This window comes from Tenacibaculum profundi, from assembly GCF_057162725.1.
Genome location: NZ_CM169894.1, coordinates 2,062,351 through 2,084,602 on the forward strand (window position 1 = coordinate 2,062,351; position 22,252 = coordinate 2,084,602).

The following is a 22,252-nucleotide window of genomic DNA, read 5'->3' on the forward strand; positions in this document are numbered from 1 at the left end:
TTATTCTTGATTATTTTTAATTTCCTAAATTATAAACTAGGTTTAATCCTGCATTAATTGATTGTCTTGGAAATGTTGTTGAAATTGCATAATTAAATGTTTGATGATTGTAATAAAAAGATGCCGTTATGTTTTTACTTAAATTATAATCTGCTAAAAACTTAATACCAAACAATCTTTCCCCACCTGTAACTTGATTATTGCTATCGTCAACATTTCTGATTAACGTAAGGTTGTCTCTCAAGGAGATATCTGCTCTTAAATTAACATCCCCTTTCAACGTCTCTTTTTTCCCAGTAAATCGAGTTACAAATTTAACATCTCTTATCTTATATCCAAATCCAAACACATATTCTGTTCCATTAATATCTGTAATTGTATTATTATTAAAATTTAAAGTTAAACTTCTATCTCTTCTAATCTCTCCTTTAAATGAAAGTGCACTTTTCATTCTAAAATCAACTTTTATTAATGGTGAAAATTCGTCAATTAATGTTACCGATGATATCAATAAATCTGGTTGAAAATTCCCAGAAGTATTTCCTACACCTGGCTCATATTGTAAATTATTGGTGTAATTTCCTAGTGTATAAGATGATTTATATCCGTGAGTAAGCGTAAACGACGAGAAATTTTTCTTAAACCATTTATACTTCATTAAACCATTGTAGCGCAATGTCCAGTTAGGAATTGGTATGTTTCTAAACGGACTCGTACTTACAGCATCAGGAGTTTTTCCTGAATAAGCCGCTAAAAACGCAGGAAGCATTGCTTGTTGACCGTTTTCTTTAAATGCAGGATCATCAGGGTTAACAGGTCTATTAAAGCCAGATTCAGCATAAAGTTTGTTTGCTATTGTTCCTCTGTAATCTCTAAAGTTTTGATATAAAATATCTCCGTCAGTAAACATCGTAGATAACATAAAATGACTAATACTAAAATCTCCTGTTTCAAAAGGCTTAATGGTGTTATTTTGTTCAAAAACATCTTCCCCATTTCCATTTACTCCTGTTTTAATAATATCAAGTTGTTGCGTTAATCTTCTAGTTTGAATTCTATTTCCCCTCAAATCAATGGTGAGACTCTTTAGAGGTTTAACAGAAATATTATAATCTAATTTGGTATTACTGTTTTTACCGTAATTTTTATTATAATAAGTATCATTAGGATTATTGGGGTCTCTAGTAACTAACCATCCATTATCTATAGCGTTCCTAATCATATCTGTCTGACTTCCAAAAACAAATCCTAAAGAAGGTGCTAAACCTCCCCCATAACTATTTCTACCTAAAAACCCAACTGATGGCTTATATCCTTGCAAAAGCGTACCATTATTTTGACTATAACTAATTTTAGCCCTCTTTACAGAGGTTAATACATCATAAAGACCTTTCAATGCTTTTTGACTAAAACTAGCATTTTTCCTCAATTTTAATCTTTCTAAATTTTGGTTTTCGCCTAATTTCAAAGAACCTTTTTTAACAGGTTGCTTTTTAGCTTTTTTAGCTAAGAGCTTATCTAATTTTAATGTTTTATAAAAACGTCCAAAATCTACGGTAGTATTTAGGTTGTGGGTATTGGCATTCTGAATCATATTCCCAACCTTGTCGCTTACATTACCTGTTTCTACCATCTGACCATTAATCTCTTCAATAATTGGACTTTGCGACGCTCCTTGCCAGTCAAAATCTGCTGTGTACCCATAATCTGCCGTTATAAATCCTAAAAACGGAATTTTATTTATAGGCACCTTGTACGTTCCGTTTAATTTCTGGTGGTACGTATTGGGCCTTCCAATGTTGAAAAACTTATCATAAAGCTCCAAATCTTCAGTCTTACCAAAGCTGTCATAAATGAAACTATTTGTTGCATTAAAATTAAGTTGTAATGACTTTGTTAGATCAAAGCCAACCGTGTAATCCCAATCAAACATAAAGTTACGCTGTTTCAACTCTGGTTGTGGAGTCAAACCTTCTATTAAATTTCTTGATCTTTGTGAGCTAAAATTTCTTTTGATCCTTGAATTTACTGAGATAGATTTAGGTACTGGGTTAAAATTCAAGTCTTTGATAAATTTTAAATATTTACTTCCTAAAATCTTAGTCTTTTTAAATGGTTCTATGATAAAAGGCTTGAAATTAAAATTATAGCTTGCTCCTGCCATCAAGTTTTGATTAAGATATTTTTCAATATTATAATCTCTATGGTATTCTTCATTGAAAGAATAAGATGCTGAAAAATTCTCTACGTCGTAAAATTTTTGTTTTTTCTTACTCTCTGGGTTTCTATTCTTTTTAACATTAATGAAACTAATACTTTTTCTACGTGTGTAATCTTGAGCGTTTGCTATATTTTTTCTTGCCTGGACATTATTTGAATTTTCTGCCGCAGTGCGTGCTTGCTCTAATGTAATATCTTGTGATTGAGGGTCAAATTTTGGATCACGAAACTCTTCTCCATAGGTATAATTCATGGGTATTTGCATGTTCCATTTCTTAGGCATCATTTTGCCTAACTGAACATTTGTTGCTACATTATATTGTTTTACCTCTTCAAGACTTCTTTGTTGAACACGATCCTCAACGTTTCCAAAACCAATAGTAGACATTCTTCCACCAACAGAAAAATTCATAACATCGGCAAGGTTAGCATCAGCATTCATAACAGCTGCCCAACCTCCTTTATTATCAAAACCTACCGCTCTCAATTCATTATACCAAACCTCTATAGATTTTGGACTTGGAGATGTATTTTTCACTCCTAAACTAACAGTCCTAATTTGAGCCAAAGTAGGGTTTCCTTTTACCGATATTTTAAGACCATTAGAGCTCGTCCCAGAAAACAAATCTGTAACAGACGAACCTGCAGGACGTTGCAACTTCAACCCTGATAAATCCTCTAAAATCACATCTAAATTATTTTCCTCTGGCCATACTTGGCTTGCTACAGGAGTACCTCCCAAAGCAGAATAAACCAACGGTTTTTCTATTTCATAGTAATTTTCGTTTAAATCAGTCCCCAAACGAATAATAGCAACAGCTCCTGCATCTTGTCCTTGACCTGGATTTGCAACGGGATCTTCGGCGTGCAAAAACATTCGCATCTTTTTATATCGTCGCATGTCAATACTTATATTCTTGTATATTGTGCGAATAGAATCTGCTGGTAGGTCTGTTACTTTTAAAGTAACTGATTGTTCATTTTGCCTTTGAATTCTATTCGTTCCTTGTAATAATTCTCGTTGAATTCCTGGTGGCAACTCGTACTTATCACCATTCTGTTCAATATTAACAACTCCAATTTCAAAATTGTTTAATTGATCGTTAGGAACTGACTGCACGTACCTTCTCCAATCACTTCTTACAAGCTCTAATTCTCCAAAACGCAAAACAACAGGCATTTTAAAACGTGTTAAAAACATTCTTGCAAAACGGATACTATTGAAGTCAGAGATACCGTTTATTGGCGTACCCGACCTAACAGGAATTCTAAATTGATACCATCTGGTTGTTCTTTCAGTTCCATTGGGGCGTGTTACTTGTGTATCTTTTATATCTACAATATGATTAAAACCAATACCTCTATTCAAGTCAACTTTATCTAACGATACTTCATATTCGTAATAACTACTCACAGGATTCATCGTTTGGTCCTTATTAATATCTTCTGTATCTGGATACGTAGTCGATGAAGTTGGATAGGTTTCTGAAGATTGCTCAGGTGTTGGAGAATTTCCTTGCGTATTATTATAATTCTTGTAACGAGATAAAATAGATGCATTTGCATTGTCTAAGTCACCACCTCTAAAAAACTGAAAATTGTCTCCCGCTGGATCTGGAAATTGATTGTAATTTCTTCCTCCTACAGGCACGTTGAATCTTGCTTTTTCTTCACTATCATTTAATCCATCTAAACCAAGATCCTGATTACTCCTTGCTGCAGGGTCTGAAGCAAAAGCATACAAAATTGACGGATTAATTGGAGTAAGCCCCCAAACAGACTCTCTCACGTTACTTCCTACAGTCTTTAACCCATCTTCGGGGAGTCCATTTTCATACTGTTTACTTCCATCACGTAAGATATCTTCTGAAATATTACCTAAATTAATTACCAGCTTACCTACTTGGTTTGCAATATCAGCTGGTTTAATTCCAACAGGTACTCCTTCTTGAGTAGTTAATGAATAATTATCATAAGGATCCATCAGCCAAAATTGAATGTACTCTACATTTGCCTGTTCAAAATTGTTAGTTGTTAATGAGCGCATAATTCCTCCCCAATTATTTTCTGGATTTGTTAGGGTAACACTATTCCCTCCAGGATCAACACTTACCTCACTTGCATTCGCATTAAAATTATAGGGACCTCTCTCTGAAGGATAGTACGCCAGATCTAATGTTCTTACCAAGTTTTGCTGCGTAATATCTAGATCAAGATCAAAAAGTTCCTCAAATCGAATTTGGCGAACCTCATCTCTTGAAAGCTCATTTTCGTCAATATTACTGGGCCTATTAACAGTTCCATAAAACAATTGATCTACGTTGTACCAAGCAATCTTTGCTCTATGATCATTATATGCTATATTGTTATTCTCTTTTCCATCATCTTCAAAGCCTTGCGATTCTGGAGTACTCGCTAAAAACCATTGTTGAGGTGAGTTTAAATTAATCGGAATCTGCGATGCTTCAAAATCGTCTAAATAAGAAGTAGCTGTACCGTTTACATCAATTCCACTAGGCGATCCCGGTAATAAATAAGCCATGTCTGCTCTCACTGAGACTTTAGATGGAGCCTCTGTTTCTACAAAAGGGAGTTTGTTGGCTAACTTCGTTAAAAAAGGCGCCTCTGCTGAGTAATCAAAATTTAACCCCAGCATTACGTTATCTATGGGTTCTCCTCCAAAATTAACTTTAGGCGTAATTGGGCGTTCACTAACATTTAAAAATGTACCTCCTAAAGTAAAATCATCTGAAAATCGGTGTTCTACATCAATACCTATGAACGTCTTTCTTTGTTGATTAAAAAAAGTATTGTTTTCGACGGTCGCGTTAATTGGAATTCCCGAAGCCTCCAGCCCAGGATCAAGAATCTGAACTCTCCCCAATTGATAATCTACCACATAATCTACTCCTTCAACAAGAGTTCTTCCTCCTGCTGTAACATTAACCGACCCTCTTGGAATATTGAAAGCACCCAAAGAAATACCTCTGCTTGTTTCAGATTTATAATACCCTTTTAAAAAGAATTTATCCTTGTTCTGATATTCGTTCTTGGCTTGAATTTTAGTGGTTAAATACAATTCTTCAAATAAAAATTTCTTATCATCGTTTGCATTTATTAGTTCACTATCTAAATATGAATTTGAACCAAATGGCTCTGGGTCTGGAAAAATAATGTATCCCTTTTCGGAATTTACAGTAGACCCCTCTACAAAATCAAAATAACCATCTCCTCCAGTTATCTGATTTTGACTCTGATCTAAACGATCAATATGAAAAATTTGCATTAAGGGTTTCTTTTTTATATCACCATCCGATGCATTCTGCAATGTGTTCTGTAGTATCCCTGTTTCATCATCTCTATATAACAACTCAAAACGAAATCCTTCATTTCTTAGTGGATATGCTCCCAAAGCATAAACATTTTTCATCATTAATTGCCATGTCGGAAATGGCTGAGGTGGCACAGCCCCTGGTCTTGTAGTTGTTAAAATCTCACTTCGTAACAACTTAACTCCCAAGTTCGCAGGTGCTACCACTCCATCGTTAGAAAATTCTCCTACTTTAAAAACAGTCTCGTTTGTTGAGGCTCCAACCACAGTGTATTCATAAGCAACAGCCAACACCTCTCCATCTAGCAACCTGTTATTCAACGAAATAAATCCTAATTGCGGATGTAATCTGTATTCATTGGGTCTTAACTTTCTTGCGTTTTGTAAATATGAAAAGTCTGTTCCTTGCGTAACTCCTGTAATTCCTTCGTTCTCAAAGGCACTTTGCATTGTTGCGATATCTCTTATGCCTCCATTCTCTACTAAGAGCCTATTAAGTTTATTTACACCGTTGTAGGGTAGATTTACCCCATTTGCCTGAATAGGTGTAATGGAAGGATCTACAACCAAATTATTAACAAGATTATTAGAAAGAGGCGTTGTATTTGACTCTCCCAAATCTGCAATTGCAACAATACTTCTAAAATCATCAACTGCCTGTGCTCTATTAGTTTTCCAGACCTCAATTCTTGTAATGTTAATAGGGCTATTAATTAACGGATACTGTGCAAGTGCTTTTTTATAATTTTCTCTAAAATACTGAGCAAGGAAAAAGTGTTTATCATTATCATAATCAGAGGCTCTGAACTCAAATTCCTGAAGAGCTGCTCCTCCTTCAGCAACAACGGTTCTTGATTGTGAATTTTGCTGAGAGAATGCAGCAGTTACTCTCGTTTTTCCAAACTGAAGCTCCGTTTTAACCCCAAATAAGGCTTGTGCTCCATTTATCAAAGAGTTTTTAATCGGCATGCTTATATTACCCGCATCAATACCTTGAATAATATCGTCTTCTGTTGGTGTATACTCAAGCTTTATCAAATTTTGGAAATTAAAGGTAGATTGAGTATCATAGTTTGTTGTTACTTTCAATCTTGTTCCAATTTGAGCCTGTAAACTAGCACTAATCTGTTGGTCGAAATCAAAAGTAAAACTACTTTGCTGATCAATCGATATCTGAGGGTTTTCATTATTTTGATATACCCCACCTAACTTTATGTTTACCTGACCTCTTGGAATTACCTCAACTGTATTTCCTCCAAAGATGGATTCAAAAAACTTAGAATTAACATAATATTTAGGCAGTAAATTTTTTCTCCCCCCTTTTTTTCCGCCCTTTCTATCATCAGCAGCGTTAACTTTTTCTTTAAAGTAAGATGCAATATCTTTATCTAGTCGATACTTTTCATATTCTTTTGGTGTTAAAAAAATAGGAGTACCAATTAGATAATTTCCAATTTTCTCTACAAGCACAAATTTGTTAAGTACTTTATCATATGCTACCTGTAACTCTGACGGATTATTTAAAAAAAGTTTTCCTTTTTGATCATGATTAAAATTGTATTTAAGTGGTATTATGGTATCCATAACTGCACTATTATTGGTAACACTTTGTGAAAACGAAACAACACTTACCAATAGGGCAAGTGCTGTAAATAATTTATTCGTAAATGTATTTTTCAACTTTTTTATAAGTTTTTTAACGCCTGCTTTATAAGCTCTTCTATTGATGCATCAGGCCTTCCCTTTAATATTTTATTGATAACTTTTTCGGCTTGTTTCCGAGCAAATCCTAAGACTTCTAAAGCAGATAACGCTTCTTCTTTATTTGTATTGTTCTGAATCACAGAAACTTCTTCCAATTCAAATACCTTAAGTATTTTATCTTTTAAGTCAACAACGATCCTTTGAGCCGTTTTTGCTCCAATCCCTTTGGCTGATTGAATTAACTTAAAATTCTCAGAAGCTATCGCTTGTTGAATTTCTTCAGAAGTCATTGAGGAAAGCATTGTTCTTGCCGTACTTGGACCAACACCTGAAACCGATATAAGTAACTTAAAAACTTCTCGTTCATTTTTACTAATAAAACCATACAGGGTATGAGCGTCCTCTCTAATAGATAAATGAGTATACAAAAGAATATTTTCCTCATTGGATAATGAAGAATATGTGTTTAAAGAAATATGGAGTAAATACCCTATTCCATTACAATCAATAATAACAGTTGTTGGATTTTTCTCAACAAGCTTTCCCCTTATTTGTGTTATCATTTATCTTTTTTTTCTTAATGACTAATGTAGAAAAATTATTTGTTTTTAAAAATTATCGCTTTTAATGTTTTTCAAAAATCTAAGCTTTTTTTATCACAGCCCTATTCTGAGCATCAACTACAGCTAAAGCAGCCATATTTACCATTTCATCGACACTCGCTCCTAATTGAATAATGTGAACAGGCTTACTCATACCTAGCAAAATTGGACCAATTGACTCTATTTCATTAATTTGTTTCATTAACTTGTAGGTTATGTTAGCTGCATCTAAATTTGGAAATATCAAAACATTTACTTTTTTTCCGTTTAATTTAGAAAAAGGAAACTCTTTAGCTAAAAGCTCTGGATTTAAAGCAAAGTCTGCTTGTAATTCACCATCAACAATTACGCTTGGGTGATTTCTATGGATATAAGATATTGCCTCTCTAATTTTCACTGAACTTTCAGATTTTGTAGAACCAAAATTAGAGAAACCTAGCATTGCAATATTAGGCTTCATTCCAAACATCTTGGCTAATGCAGATGTTAATTGGGTTATCTTAGCTAAATCTTTTGCTGTTGGATTTACGTTAATCGTAGTATCAGACAAAAACATTGGACCTTGCTTTGTTAACATTAGGTTAGCTGCGGCCACCCTAGTAACCCCTTTATCTTTCTCTATCAATTCTAAAATTGGGCGAACAACAGAAGGATATGGTCTTGAATATCCTGTTATTAAAGCATCTGCTTCTCCTGAATTAACCATCATTGCGGCAAAATAATTGCGTTCACGCATCATCTTTTTTGCTTCAAATAAGGTAACTCCTTTTCGTTGTCTTGATTTCCAAAATACTTCTGCATAGCGATTTCTCTTTTCTTCTTCTTCATCTGTTTTTGGATCTAAAATTGGAACTTCATCATCAAAACCTAGCTCCTCTTTTAATTCCAAAATAAGTTCTTTCCTTCCAAGTAAAATTGGAAACCCTATTTTTTCTTCGAATACTCTTTGAGCAGCCTTCAAAACATCTAAGTGGTCTGCTTCTGCAAATACAATTTTCTTTGGATCTTTTTTAGCACGATTATGCAATAATCTTATTTCTTTTGTTCCAGTGCCCGATCGATCCATTAATTCTTCTCTATATTTCTCCCAATCTTCTATAGGCTCCTTAGCTACTCCTGAATCCATAGCTGCTTTTGCTATCGCTGGCGGTATTTCATAAATTAGCCTAGGATCAAATGGTTTAGGAATAATATAATCTTTTCCAAAAGAAAGGCTAATTTCATCATAAACTATATTAACCTGCTCGGGCACTGATTTTTTTGCAAGATCCGCCAAAGCCTTTACAGCAGCTAACTTCATGGCTTCATTTATCTTGGTTGCACGAACGTCCAATGCACCTCTAAATATGAATGGAAAGCCTAATACATTATTTACTTGATTTGGATGGTCTGATCTACCTGTCGCCATGATAATATCCTCTCTTGTTTTTACAGCTAAATCATAGGAAATCTCTGGCTCAGGATTTGCCATTGCAAAAACTATAGGGTTTTTAGCCATTGAAAGTAACATTTCTGGAGTTACCACATTTCCTTTTGAAAGCCCTATAAAAACATCTGCATTATGCATTGCCTCTTCTAGTGAACTAACATTTTTATCGGATGCGAATTCTTCTTTCTGAGAAGTCAAGTTATCTCTATCTTTTCTGATAACCCCTTTACTATCACACATGACTACATTTTCCCTTTTAGCTCCAAGTGCAAGATATAAACGAGTACATGATATGGCCGCTGCACCCGCCCCGTTCACAACTATCTGAACTTCTGCAATATTCTTTCCATTGATTTCTAATGCATTTATTAATGCCGCCGCAGAAATGATTGCTGTACCGTGTTGATCATCATGCATTACTGGAATATCCAATTCTTCTTTTAGCCTTCTTTCTATTTCAAAAGCCTCAGGAGCTTTTATATCTTCCAAATTAATTCCTCCAAATGTTGGAGCAATTGCCTTGACTGTTTCTACAAATTTATCAACATCTGTTACATCTACCTCAATATCAAAAACATCAATATCTGCAAAAATCTTAAAAAGCACTCCTTTTCCTTCCATAACGGGTTTTGAAGCTTCTGGACCAATATCTCCTAAACCTAAAACCGCTGTTCCATTAGAAATTACGGCTACTAAATTACTTTTAGATGTATATTTATATACGTTATTTTTATCTTTTGCTATTTCTAAACATGGCTCTGCAACTCCTGGAGAATAGGCTAATGATAAGTCATGTTGGGTTGCATATTTTTTAGTGGGTACTACGGAAATTTTCCCTGGTGTAGGTTTAGCGTGATATAATAAAGCTTCTCGTCTTTTTCTTGATTCGCTCATAAAAGTGTTGTTTGTATTAACTTACAAATATAAGCTTTGTATTTGAGTAACAAATTCACAACCCGATAAAAGTCATTTTTTATTATCTTACATAACATCATATTTAAACTAAATAACCCTATCTATTTTTTGTATTCCTCAAAGTAATAAAAAACGTTGAACTAAAAAAAATGGAACACAATACAAACAACAGCTAGAAAAACTGATCTTCAAGAAACAATAATTTAAGTGAATGAAATTTTTGAATAAGTTTGTGAGTATACTGGATCGAAACTAATTGGATAACAGCATAATATTATTAGAAACCTAGACATACCTAAAGTTACATTTAAAATACTTTGGAACTCACTTAAAGCACACAAAAATTGTCATGCGATCATTAAAAACGCAACGAAACATGGTAAATATTGCTGGATAATTGCAGACTTTACTATTGACTTAGACGCAAATAAAATCCCTTGCAGTTATATCGCTAGAAGAAAATCTGTTCCGGAAGGTGTTGTCAAAAAGATTGAGCCTATCTACAACACACTTATTAACTATTGAAAGATTAAAAAGTGCAAGATATAGTTATCTCTATTTTCAGATATTTTTAAAAAAAGAGTTTAAAATGAACTACCATAAATTTGATATTGGTCTATTCTAAGAAGAAATCAGAAAAAAGCATAATCAAAAGAGAAGTTCTATTGAAAGAGGATTTAACTGTTTTTTGTAATTAAAAGCCTTTTAACTATTTCAAACATTTAATTATAAGGAACATCAGCAATTATATGCAAAAAAGGTTTCCCTTGTGTTTTTTATTTAATAAAGTTATGTTTGTGTATAATTAAACTTACAAAAAATGAACACAAACCTGTCCCCCCGTCCAACAAAAATAATTGATGAAGAAGTTAAATGGGATAAATCAAAAATCATCATTAGTAAAACTGATTTAAAAGGTACAATTTTATACATGAATGATGCTTTTGAGGAAGCTTCAGAATACAATAAAGTTGAACTTATCGGAGAACCACATAATATTATTAGGCATCCAGATATGCCTAAAATTGTTTTTAAAGTCCTCTGGAATTCACTAAAAAAGGAGGAAAACTTTAATGCTATTGTAAAAAATTTATCAAGGTCTGGCCGCTATTATTGGGTAATCACTGATTTTGAGATCGAAAGAGATGAAAACGGAAAAGCCATTGGCTACACAGGAAGAAGAAAGGCTATCCAAAATAGCATTATTGATCAAATAGCTCCATTTTATAAAACTTTACTTGAAATTGAACAAATCAAAGGAGAAAAAGCTAGTGAGCTCTATTTTGAAGCATTTTTAAAAGAAGAAGTTAAAATGAATTATGATGAATTCGTAGTTAGTTTGTTCGAAGAAGAAAGTAACAAAGAAAAAAATGCTAAATCCATTAAAAAAGGGCTTAATTGGTTTTTCTTTGGTGATTAACAAACAATTAAATATAAATAATATTTTTATAACAAGAATACATGAGTTACCACTCGTTTTTTAGTGGGCTCCTGTATTTGTTAAGCAACCGAATCAACAAAAATCTTTTGAATAGAGCTTTAAAAAAAGAGACTGCTTCACAAAATAAAAAACAATCTCCTTAATTTAATAAATTTTATACTGTTGCCAATTTATCAATCACAGAAGCTTCAATAAGAATAGGCTCTTCATTATTATATGTTATTTCTCCTGAAAAATTTTGTCCGTCGTCCTTTGAAATGATTTGTATTTCTATAACACGCTGTGCAACTCTACCTCCAATAATAAAACATCCACCAGGGTGCCATGGAGAAACCTCTCCATTCCATTGATTTTGAACACTATAAACATTACCCATTACATGAATTGCTTTTACTCCAATAACTCCTTCATTCTCATAAGTCATTGTTCCCAATAAAGTTTTACCATTATCCTCTGAATCCATATCTATAGATACTGGATGTTGTCTATCTCGGGCACCTAAAACAAAAACTCCTTCGGGACTCTGTGAATCACTTATCTCTTCATGCTGGTTTTTTATTTCATATGCGCTTCCCGAAATCTTTTCTCCTTCAAAAAGAATTGATTCTTCTCCCTCGTAAGTTACCTTTCCTATCAAATCTAACCCTTCCGATGTAGCACTTGCTTTTAAAGCAACGACATTCTGCCCATCTCTTCCTCCAATAACCCAATTACCGCCATCATTCCAAGTATCTCCCCATTCATTTTTAACCTTATAATTATTCCCAACAACCTGAACTCCCTTGAAGCCAATTGGTCCCTCGCCTTGATAAGTTATGGTTCCAGCAAGAGTTTTACCTCCATCTTCAGATTTAATATTAACATCTACAATTAATTGATTACTTCTTGAACCTAAAACGTAGATTCCCCCATTCTGAAATGGGGAATTTCCCCATTTGTTTTGAACTTGATAAATTGACATTTTTAACTAAATTTGGTTAATAAATTCCAATTACGAAGAAGAGTAGCAACTAATAAAGAACTAATTTTCAACTACGTAATTGAGAGTACTAAAACTAAATTTAATTACTCAAAAAAACAACTTAGGAATAACTCAAAAAAAACACTTCGCTCATTACCCCCTCAATTCCCCTTAAAAAAAAGCAAACTCAAAAAACTCAAAAACAAACCTTTAACGTACTTTAAAGAAAACAACCCCTAAAACAAAATAGTAAAAACACTTATATAAATTTACACACTAACCCTTATATAATTTTAAAAAATAATACTTCCCTCTTTCTTTTTTGTAAGAGATGTTAGTCTACTGAAGAAATTTTATGTTTCGTTGAAGACCTGAGAATTTAGTCCTCTTAACTGCTGATTTTTTAAATACCTTTCCAAAGGTCTCTTGCGTCAATTCTTGCCAATCCCTAGTATCCATCTCCAACAACTCTTTGTGTGGATTAAATAATGGCTCTGAATGGGGCTTAGAAAATCTATTCCAAGGACACACATCTTGACAAATATCACATCCAAACATCCATCCCTCTGTTTTATTTTTAAATTCATTTGGGATTGCGTCTTTTAATTCAATAGTCAAATATGAAATACATTTACTACCATCAACTGTACTATTGGATAATATTGCTTGTGTTGGACACGCATCAATACATCTTGTACAACTACCGCAGTGGTCTGTTTGAAATGGGTAATCATAAGAAAGCTCAATATCAACAATTAATTCTGCCAAAAAGAAGAAAGACCCTTCTTGCTTTTGTATTAATAGAGAATTTTTACCATTCCACCCCATGCCTGATCTCTCTGCCCATGACCTTTCCAACACAGGGGCTGAATCAACAAAACAACGTCCTGAAACCTCACCGATCTCATCGTTGATTAACTGCAATAATTCCTTTAGCTTATCTTTAATAACATAATGATAGTCTTGGCCATATGCGTACTTTGATATTTTATATTCTTTTGACTTTTGTTGATTTGCTGGAAAATAATTATACGACAATGAAATTACAGATTTTGCTCCTTCAACCAACAACCTTGGATCTAATCTTTTTTCAAAATGATTTTCCATGTAATGCATCTGTCCATGATATCCTTTCTTTAACCACTTTTCTAAACGAGGAGCTTCTTCTTCCAAAAATTCGGCTTTAGCAACCCCACAATTTAAAAAACCAAGACGCTTTGCTTGCTCTTTTATAAAACTACTATACTGATCTCTTAAGGTATCTCCCAAAACTGTTTCTTTTTTGCAAAATTATCAAAACTTTTACTTTTATACTTTTCTTATTATTTTGTTTGCAAATAAATACAGACCTTTGTTCGTTATGTATATGTTATCTAAACTATTTCTTGCTAATAACTTTTGTAAGTAATAATTATAGTATAACTTTAAGGATGTGAATCCATTTGTCGTTTAATTTAAAATCTAAATGTGTGAAAAAGTTTTATAAAGCTATCTTAGGAATTATCTTTTTTTTATTTCTTTCATTGTTAATTGCCCCTGTACTATTTCAAGATAAAATTATTTCTTTGGTAAAAGAGGCAGCAAATGAAAATTTAAATGCGAAAATTGATTTTTCAGATGTTAATCTTAGCTTCTTTAGCGATTTTCCAAATGCCTCGATTGGTATCGAAAATATTTCCGTAATAAATACGGAGCCTTTCGAAGGAGATACATTAATTTTTGCCAAAGATATTAATGGAACCATAAAACTTACTGATCTTTTTAGAGAAAAGAAGAGTTTAAATTCTTTTTCAATTAATAATGCTAAGATTAATATTCTTACAAACCTACAAGGGATTGCAAATTATAATATAACTAAAAACACCACAAACAAAAAAACTGAAAACTCAAAACCTTCTTCTTTCGAATTTTCGATCGAAAGTTACAGCATAACAAACTCTAAAATAAAATATTACGATGAAAAAAGTAAGACAATCGTACTTTTAGAAGATTTTAACCATAATGGAAAAGGAGACTTCTCACAAAAAAATAGTGAATTAAAAACAATAACAAGTAGTTCTGTTTCTATCGCAATGGAAGGCACAAACTATGCCAAAGAACAGAAAATATCACTTGATGCTCTATTGGGAATGGATCTGGTAAATAATAAGTTTTCGTTTCTTAAAAATGAGGCTAAATTAAATAATCTTCCTTTGATTTTTAATGGTTTTGTTAAGTTAAATGATCGCAATCAAGAAATATCTATAAACTTCAAAACTCCTTCTTCAGACTTTAAGAACTTCCTAGGATTAATTCCAGAAACTTATGCAAAAAACGTTTCCAATGTAAAAACTTCGGGTAATTTCAGTGTTTCTGGTAAAATAGAGGGTATTCTTGATCAAATAACAATTCCAAATATAAATATTGCTTTAAGTTCAGAAAATGCCTCTTTTAAATATCCCGAGTTACCAAAAAGTGTAAAGAATATTTATATTAATACAACTATTAAAAATACGACAGGTAAAATAGATAATACCTTTGTAACTATTGATAATTTATCTTTTAAAATTGATGAAGATGTTTTTTCTGGTAACGGTAATATTCATAATTTAACAACGAACCCGTTAATTAATGCCAAGCTAAAAGGAACTTTAAACCTAGCTAACTTGACTAAAGCCTACCCTGTTAAATTAGATAATGAACTAAGTGGTATTCTTAAAGCCAATCTTCAAACAAAATTTGATGTTAATGCTATTAAAAATAATATAATTAATCGTATCAAAAATAACGGAACAGTTCAAATCAATGATTTCTTGTATTCTTCGAATGATATTGTCAACTCTATTAATATTAAAAAATCCAAAGTTAATTTTACTCCAGAAAAAATTTCATTAGATGAATTTCAAGCCTATACAGGTAATAGTGATATAGATGCTACTGGACAAATTAACAATCTTCTTGGTTTCTTACTGTCTGATAAAAAACTACAAGGGACTTTCAATGTAGCTTCATCTAATTTCTATATCAGTGATTTCATGGAAGAGAACAACGAAGAAATTCAAAAAAAGCAAACAAGTGAAACATCAAGCAAAAGTTCCTTGAAAATACCAGCCTTTCTTGATTGTAAAATAAATGCAAATGCAAAAAATGTATTTTATGATAATTTAACTTTGTCAAACGTTAAAGGAACTCTTTGGTTGAAAGATCAGAAGGCTACTTTTAAAAATATAAAAGCAGGAATTTTTAATGGCCAAGTCTCTTTGAATGGAGAAGTAGATACTCGAAAAGAACAACCAACATTTTCTATGAAACTTGGTGTTGATTCATTTGATATTTCTCAATCTTTTAATGCTATGGATTTACTACAATCATTAAGCCCTATTGCTGGATCAATGAATGGAAAACTTAATTCTGACATTAGCTTATCCGGTAGTTTAAACGATGATTTCACCCCAAATCTAAAAACAATATCGGGAAAGGCTCTTGCTCATTTACTTGACACTAAAATTGACCCAAAAAAGACAAAAGCTTTGAGTTTATTGGATGGGCAGCTATCTTTTATAGATATGACCAAATTAAATTTATCAGATATCAAAACCAAACTATCCTTTGAAAATGGAAAAGTGAATGTAGCGCCGTTCAAACTTAAATATAAAGATATCGGAATTAATATCGGTGGAAGTCATGGTTTTGATCAAAGCGTTAATTATAATTTGACTCTTGATGTTCCAGCTAAATATTTTGGGAGTGAAGTTTCTGGGCTTTTAGCAAAACTTAATAAAAAAGATCAGAATATGTCTGTTCCTGTAACAGCCAAAATTACAGGAAATATGTCCTCTCCAAGTGTCCAAACAGATCTAACTTCTTCTACTTCAAAATTAACTAAACAATTAATTCAACAACAAAAAGAAAGTTTAGTTAACAATACTATTGGAAATTTACTAGGTGGATCAAAAAAAGATTCTACTAAGAAAAGCCCAAAGGATATTAAAAAAGAAGCTGTAAACAAAGTTAAAGATGCTTTTGGAGGTTTGTTTGGTAAAAAGAAAAAAAAATAACTTTTTTATTACACATTAGATTTTTGTTAAAATCTTATTTTAAAGTCTCACTATGTTAAACTAACATTCTTATATAGTAATGACTATAAAATTTTTATATTTAAAACAAATTAAATCTAATGGATTTTTTTGAAAAATTAATAGTCACTTTTACTTTACTTATTTTATCTAATTCAACTTTTGGGCAATTGATTGGAAAAGTATCAGATAAGCAGGGTAACCCAATACCTTTCGCAAGTGTTTATTTAGAAGGTAGTGTTACAGGGACGACAACAAACAATAATGGTAATTACTCTCTTGAAATCAAAAAAAAAGGCATATATACAGTTGTTTTTCAATTTTTGGGATTTGAAACTCAAAAAAAAGAGTTCAATTTCAGTGGCTATACAACGCTTAACATTATACTCCTTGAAGAACAAATTTCATTAGAAGAAGTACAGGTAAGCTCTAAGGAGAATCCTGCTGATATAATAATTCAAAAAACTATTGATAACAAAAAACTAAGTAAAAGTAAATTATCTAAGTATACAGCTAATTTCTACTCAAGAGGTATGTTAAAAATAAATAAAGCTCCTCAGAAATTTTTAGGAAATGAAATCGGCAATTTGGGAGGTAATTTGGATTCTACAAGAAGCGGCATCATATATCTTTCTGAAACCATATCAGTTATTAAGCATCAAAAAAAAACAAAAATATTTAATGAACAAATCATTGCCTCAAAAGTTGCGGGAGAAAATAATGGGATTAGTTTTAACCAAGCCGAAGAAGTAAATTTCGATTTTTATGAGAACTCTTTTAATTTAGATGATACCGAAATGATATCACCGATTGCAAATAACGCTTTTGGTTATTATAAATACAAATTAGTAGGCACAATTTATAATAAAAACGGCAGACTGATAAATAAAATACAACTCATTCCTAAACGTAAAAATGATCGTGTTTTCTCAGGGCACATATATATTGTCGAAAATGACTGGGCAATCTACGGAGTAGATGTGCTTGTTTCGGGTATGCAGGCAGGAATTCCTTTTGTAAAGGAATTAAAGATTAAACAAAATTACAACTATGTTAAAAAATTTGATATTTGGGCTAAAACCACTCAAATAATTGATGTAGATGCTGGTATATTCAAATTTAATTTTGAAGGACGCTTCTCAGCAACATATTCAAACTATAATTTCGCTCCCAATTTTGATGATTCGACCTTTACAAATGAAGTATTGTCTTTCTCAGAAAATGCCACAAAAAAAGACACTTCATATTGGAATAAAACAAGACCAATCCCCTTGACTAAAGAAGAGGTTTCAGACTATCAAAAAAAAGATAGTCTTATGATTATTAAAAAATCAAAAAAACACCTTGACTCTATTGATAATAAACAAAATAAATTCAAGTTATTGAATATAATTACAGGCTACACCTTCCGAAACACTTATAAGAAATGGTCTGTTTCACTTTCATCTCCAATTAAAAAACTTGCATTCAATACCGTTCAAGGTTGGAACTCTACTATTGGTATAGGCTATAAGAAAAAGTATGACAACAAAGGAAAACATTTAAATATTGGCCTTAATACTAACTATGGTTTTTCAGATCAAAGGCTAAGACCTTCTGGATTCCTATCCTATAAGTGGAACAATAGAACATATCCGATTTTATCATTTTCAGGAGGAACTACTATAACACAGTTCAATACTCAAAATCCTATATCTCCGCTTTGGAACACCATTAGCTCTATTTACTTTGAAAGGAACTATATGAAAATTTACGAAAAGACTTTTGCTAAAATTTCATTCTCACGTGAAATAGTTAATGGAGTTCATCTATTCTCAAACATTGAATACGCTAATAGAACTGCTTTATTTAATACTACAAATTACGTAATGTTCCCAAGGAAAAACATTAGTTATACCTCCAACAATCCCGAGACTCCCTTTAATTTTGATACTTCTTTTGAAGGCCATAACATATGGTCTATTAACATTAATGCAAAAATTCGTTTCGGACAAAAATATTTATCGTATCCAAACCAGAAAATAAAACTAGGAAATTCAAAATATCCGTCTTTGAATGTTGGTTTTCGAAAAAATTTTGGCGCTTCTAATACTGAATGGAATTCTGACCTTGTGTTTTCTCAATTATCTCAGGATTTTGCTATAGGTCACTGGGGGATTATTGCTTATGAAGCCAAAGGAGGCACCTTCCTTAAGAAAAAAAATATTCAATTTATAGATTATGTACACTTTAATGGGAACAGATTATTATTTGCCCCTAACGATAATTATGTTGACAACTTTCTTGCACTTCCCTACTATAACTTAAGTACTAATGATAAATATGGAGAATTGCATATGGAACACAATTTTAAAGGTGCTATATTAAACAGAGTTCCCTACCTAGATTTATTGAAATTCCATTTGGTAGTAGGCTCAAAAGGATTGTTTACAGCAAACAACAGACCTTATTCAGAGTTTTCATTTGGTTTGGATAATATCGGTTTTGGAAAGTGGCGCTTTTTAAGAATCGATTTTGTACGCTCTAACTTTAATGACAACACCGAAAATAGAATCATAATTGGAATACGGCTTTAAATAGCCTTTGGGCAACCATTCCTTAAAAAAATTAAAACACTAGTAAACAGAACTTTGTATATTGTAAATCAAAAAAGTTTATTAGTTATGGTTACCATCAACAAAATTAAAATTTCCCGTAGCCTTTTTGTGGGAATTCTCTTTTCTTATATTTTTTTTTCTTGTTCAGAAGAAGAAGGAAAAACACCCACTAATGAAACCTCGAACTTACTTGAATTTTCTGAAACTCTATCTGTAGGAGCTAATGCATGGCTAGTTAATGGTGATATGAGAAACCGCGAAATTATTAATGAATTAGGAATTTCCAATTGGACAAAAGCATCAGATAAATTTCGAATTTATTTTAAAACAGCACATTCTGGCGACTTAAACGTTGGGTTAAGGTTAAAAACCAGAGCCAAAGGTACTAAACTCAAGTTTAGTCTTGATAATCAGGTTAAAGAAATTATAGTTAACAATACTTCAATTGAAGACATAGAAATTGGTAAGTTTTCAATTGCTGAACCTGGCTATAAATACATAGAAATAAGTTGTGTCGAAAACAAAGGAACAAAAATAGCTGATATTTCAAACTTACTTTTAGGAGGCGATGCTGCTAAAGAAATTGACTTTATACCTAGTAAAAGCATCTATTTTGGAAGAAGAGGACCTTCAGTTCATATGAGCTATGAAATACCAAATAACAAGCAAGTTACTTGGTTTTATAATGAACTAAAGGTGCCTAATAATCAAGATAAATTAGGCTCATTTTTTATGGCTAATGGATGTTCTGAAGGATATTTTGGAATTCAAGTAAACTCTAAGACTGAGAGACGAATTTTGTTTTCAATATGGAGTGCCTACTCAACAGATAACCCCAACGAAGTCCCGGAAGATTTTAAAGTTACTAATCTAGGAAATGGGGATGATGTAACTGTACAAGACTTTGGAAATGAAGGCTCAGGAAAGCAATGTTTTAAAAGGTATTTTTGGAAATCTAATACAACGTACAAATTTTTACTTAAAGTAACACCATCAAAGAATAATGCGACAATTTATACAGCTTTCTTTTTTTCTCCAGAAAAAAAGAAATGGGAATTTATTGCAAGCCTAAGAAGGCCGAAAACAAATACATATTTGAAAAACCCTCATTCATTTCTAGAAAATTTTTATACAAGCACAGGTGATCAGACTAGAAAAGTTTTCCTTTCAAATCAGTGGGCATATACTACCAGTAATCAATGGATTGAATTAAAAAATGGTAAATTTACCGTTGACGCAACTGGAACGAATAGAGATCGATTAGACTTTCAAGGTGGTACTGAAGGATCAATGTTTTTCTTGAAAAATTGTGGTTTTTTTAATCTACCCACAAGTCCTTATACCAATTTTTCAAGAGAACCAACAAATAAAAAACCAAATATTAATTTTGATAATTTAGCAAAATTAATTCCTTAATTTTTAAAAATCATAGAAATAATCGTTCTTCTATTTTGAAAGCTTAAACTATTTAAAAAGCAGCATTTTAAGCAATAGCTTAATCTTTTAATTGTTAAAAAATTAAACACTTCATTAATCCATGAAAGACATATATCCTATATCATTTCAAGTAAATTTATATTGGTCATGTTAAATCTAATCTATTTTGTGTACCAATCTAGTATTTGAATAATTTAACACACAAATTATATCATTCCTCAAGCCTAATTGTTTGTATTTATTGAAGAATCATCTATTCAACTTTAGGTATTTATTCCTTCTAACAACAATATGGTAATCTTGAGCAAGATTAATTTTTAAGTATTAAGAAAAACAAGTGATTGAACTGATAAAAGTAAACCATTTTTTATCTTTTCTAACACATTATAACACTGTACAATTTTAACATGTCACTATTAAAATATTTTACTCATTCTCTTTTTTGATGATCCCAAGTCGTTTTGCTCTTTCTTCCCAGTTCTTTCTTGCAAAGCTCTGTAAATCTGCTACATTATCACTTTCATCCATTATTTCAAAACCTAATAGTGTTTCAATAACATCTTCTTGGGTAACCAATCCACTTACTGCTCCAAACTCATCTACCACCAAAGCCAAATGCTCTCTTTTCTCTATAAGTCTTTCAAACAAATCAGGAATAGATAAGTCTCGCTTCGCGACAATAATTTCCCTTTTAATATTTTTTAATGGTTCTTCTCCTTTTCCATTTACCAATGACAACAACAATTGATCTTTTAAAAAGTACCCCGTTATATTGTCTGTTTTTTCTGCATAAACAGGAATTCTAGAAAATCGTAACGGTTGATTTTCATCAAAAAACGATTGAATTGTTTGATTTTCGTCAGCTGATTTAAGGACTGTTCTCGGCGTCATAATATGATTCGCTTGCACTTCTTTAAAACCGATCATATTACGTATTACCTTACTTTCATTCTCCTTAAAAACACCTTCTTTCTCTGCAATATCAGTCATCACCGTAAAGTCTTCTCTACTGAGGACACTCTCGCCATGACCTCCTTTTTCTCCAATTAACTTTGTTGTCAATTGTAATATCCATAATATTCCTGTCCATCGTAAAGGAAATATAAGAATTTTTAAAGCTTTGGCTGTAAAATTAGCCAGACCTTTCCAATAAGTTGCTCCAATAGTTTTAGGAATAATTTCAGAAACCACCAAAATTAAAATTGTCATAATAGCTGATACTATTCCAACAACATTTATTCCTAAGATTTCAAATTTATAAGGAAGTTGTTCTGCTTGTACACCAACTAAAATTGCACCAACAGTGTGTGCTATCGTGTTTACAGTTAATATCGCAATTAATGGTTTATCGACATCTTTTTTTAATGCTTCTAAGTCATCAGCATAATTTTTACCTTCTTTCTTTTTTACATTTACAAATGTTGGCGTTACACTTAACAAAACAGCCTCTAAAATAGAACATAGAAAAGAGAAAAGTATTGATAGTGTCGCGTAAATCAGTAATAAAGTCATATTTATTAATTTTTAGCTAAAATAAATAAAAAAGACCGTCCTACTGGA

At 32.0% G+C, this 22,252-nt stretch carries 10 protein-coding genes; 4 read left to right on the top strand and 6 right to left on the bottom strand.

The genetic code is table 11. The features are described from left to right. Positions 1–16: 16 nt before the first annotated feature. From sov to AC2GW8_RS08440, 3 genes are all read right to left on the bottom strand, one after another. The gene (gene sov, locus AC2GW8_RS08430) at positions 17–7,231 is read right to left on the bottom strand and encodes a T9SS outer membrane translocon Sov/SprA (RefSeq protein ID WP_440879431.1); all 7,215 of its coding nucleotides are present in this window, start codon (positions 7,229–7,231) and stop codon (positions 17–19) included. Positions 7,232–7,236: 5 nt separating this feature from the next. Then, positions 7,237–7,818: a Holliday junction branch migration protein RuvA gene (ruvA, locus tag AC2GW8_RS08435; RefSeq protein WP_440879432.1), complete on the bottom strand. Its 582-nt coding sequence runs from the start codon at positions 7,816–7,818 to the stop codon at positions 7,237–7,239. Positions 7,819–7,897: 79 nt separating this feature from the next. Further along, on the bottom strand, positions 7,898–10,180 hold the full coding sequence (locus tag AC2GW8_RS08440; RefSeq protein ID WP_440879433.1) for an NADP-dependent malic enzyme: 2,283 nt from the start codon (positions 10,178–10,180) through the stop codon (positions 7,898–7,900). 841 nt (positions 10,181–11,021) lie between these two features. Here AC2GW8_RS08440 and AC2GW8_RS08445 point away from each other — a divergent pair. Further along, a complete protein-coding gene (locus tag AC2GW8_RS08445; protein ID WP_440879434.1) occupies positions 11,022–11,621 on the top strand; it encodes a PAS domain-containing protein in 600 nt (199 codons plus the stop codon). Positions 11,622–11,796: 175 nt separating this feature from the next. Here the strand turns inward: AC2GW8_RS08445 and AC2GW8_RS08450 are convergent, their stop codons facing one another. Further along, positions 11,797–12,603, bottom strand: a complete 807-nt coding sequence (locus tag AC2GW8_RS08450) for a hypothetical protein (RefSeq protein WP_440879435.1) — start codon at positions 12,601–12,603, stop codon at positions 11,797–11,799. A gap of 339 nt (positions 12,604–12,942) precedes the next feature. Continuing rightward, a complete protein-coding gene (queG, locus tag AC2GW8_RS08455) occupies positions 12,943–13,872 on the bottom strand; it encodes a tRNA epoxyqueuosine(34) reductase QueG (RefSeq protein WP_440879436.1) in 930 nt (309 codons plus the stop codon). 200 nt (positions 13,873–14,072) lie between these two features. On the opposite strand from queG, the gene AC2GW8_RS08460 reads away from it, so the two are divergent. The 3 genes from AC2GW8_RS08460 to AC2GW8_RS08470 all read left to right on the top strand — a co-directional run bounded on the left by AC2GW8_RS08460 (position 14,073) and on the right by AC2GW8_RS08470 (position 20,671). Further along, entirely contained in the window at positions 14,073–16,640 is a 2,568-nt protein-coding gene (locus AC2GW8_RS08460; protein WP_440879437.1) for an AsmA family protein, read from the top strand. 119 nt (positions 16,641–16,759) lie between these two features. Continuing rightward, complete coding sequence (locus tag AC2GW8_RS08465) at positions 16,760–19,234, top strand: DUF5686 family protein (protein ID WP_440879438.1); 2,475 nt, start codon at positions 16,760–16,762, stop codon at positions 19,232–19,234. 87 nt (positions 19,235–19,321) lie between these two features. Further along, a complete protein-coding gene (locus AC2GW8_RS08470; protein ID WP_440879439.1) occupies positions 19,322–20,671 on the top strand; it encodes a DUF3472 domain-containing protein in 1,350 nt (449 codons plus the stop codon). A gap of 447 nt (positions 20,672–21,118) precedes the next feature. Here the strand turns inward: AC2GW8_RS08470 and AC2GW8_RS08475 are convergent, their stop codons facing one another. Further along, positions 21,119–22,204 (bottom strand): CNNM domain-containing protein, encoded by a 1,086-nt coding sequence (locus tag AC2GW8_RS08475; RefSeq protein WP_440879440.1) that lies wholly within the window; start codon positions 22,202–22,204, stop codon positions 21,119–21,121. Positions 22,205–22,252: the final 48 nt, after the last annotated feature.

What these genes read in the sequence shown, in the direction of transcription:
- AC2GW8_RS08475 (WP_440879440.1), bottom strand. Translation starts at nt 22,204, where the DNA reads ATGACTTTATTACTGATTTACGCGACACTATCAATACTTTTCTCTTTT.
- AC2GW8_RS08470 (WP_440879439.1), top strand. Translation starts at nt 19,322, where the DNA reads ATGGTTACCATCAACAAAATTAAAATTTCCCGTAGCCTTTTTGTGGGA.
- ruvA (WP_440879432.1), bottom strand. Translation starts at nt 7,818, where the DNA reads ATGATAACACAAATAAGGGGAAAGCTTGTTGAGAAAAATCCAACAACT.
- AC2GW8_RS08440 (WP_440879433.1), bottom strand. Translation starts at nt 10,180, where the DNA reads ATGAGCGAATCAAGAAAAAGACGAGAAGCTTTATTATATCACGCTAAA.
- AC2GW8_RS08465 (WP_440879438.1), top strand. Translation starts at nt 16,760, where the DNA reads ATGGATTTTTTTGAAAAATTAATAGTCACTTTTACTTTACTTATTTTA.
- AC2GW8_RS08445 (WP_440879434.1), top strand. Translation starts at nt 11,022, where the DNA reads ATGAACACAAACCTGTCCCCCCGTCCAACAAAAATAATTGATGAAGAA.
- AC2GW8_RS08450 (WP_440879435.1), bottom strand. Translation starts at nt 12,603, where the DNA reads ATGTCAATTTATCAAGTTCAAAACAAATGGGGAAATTCCCCATTTCAG.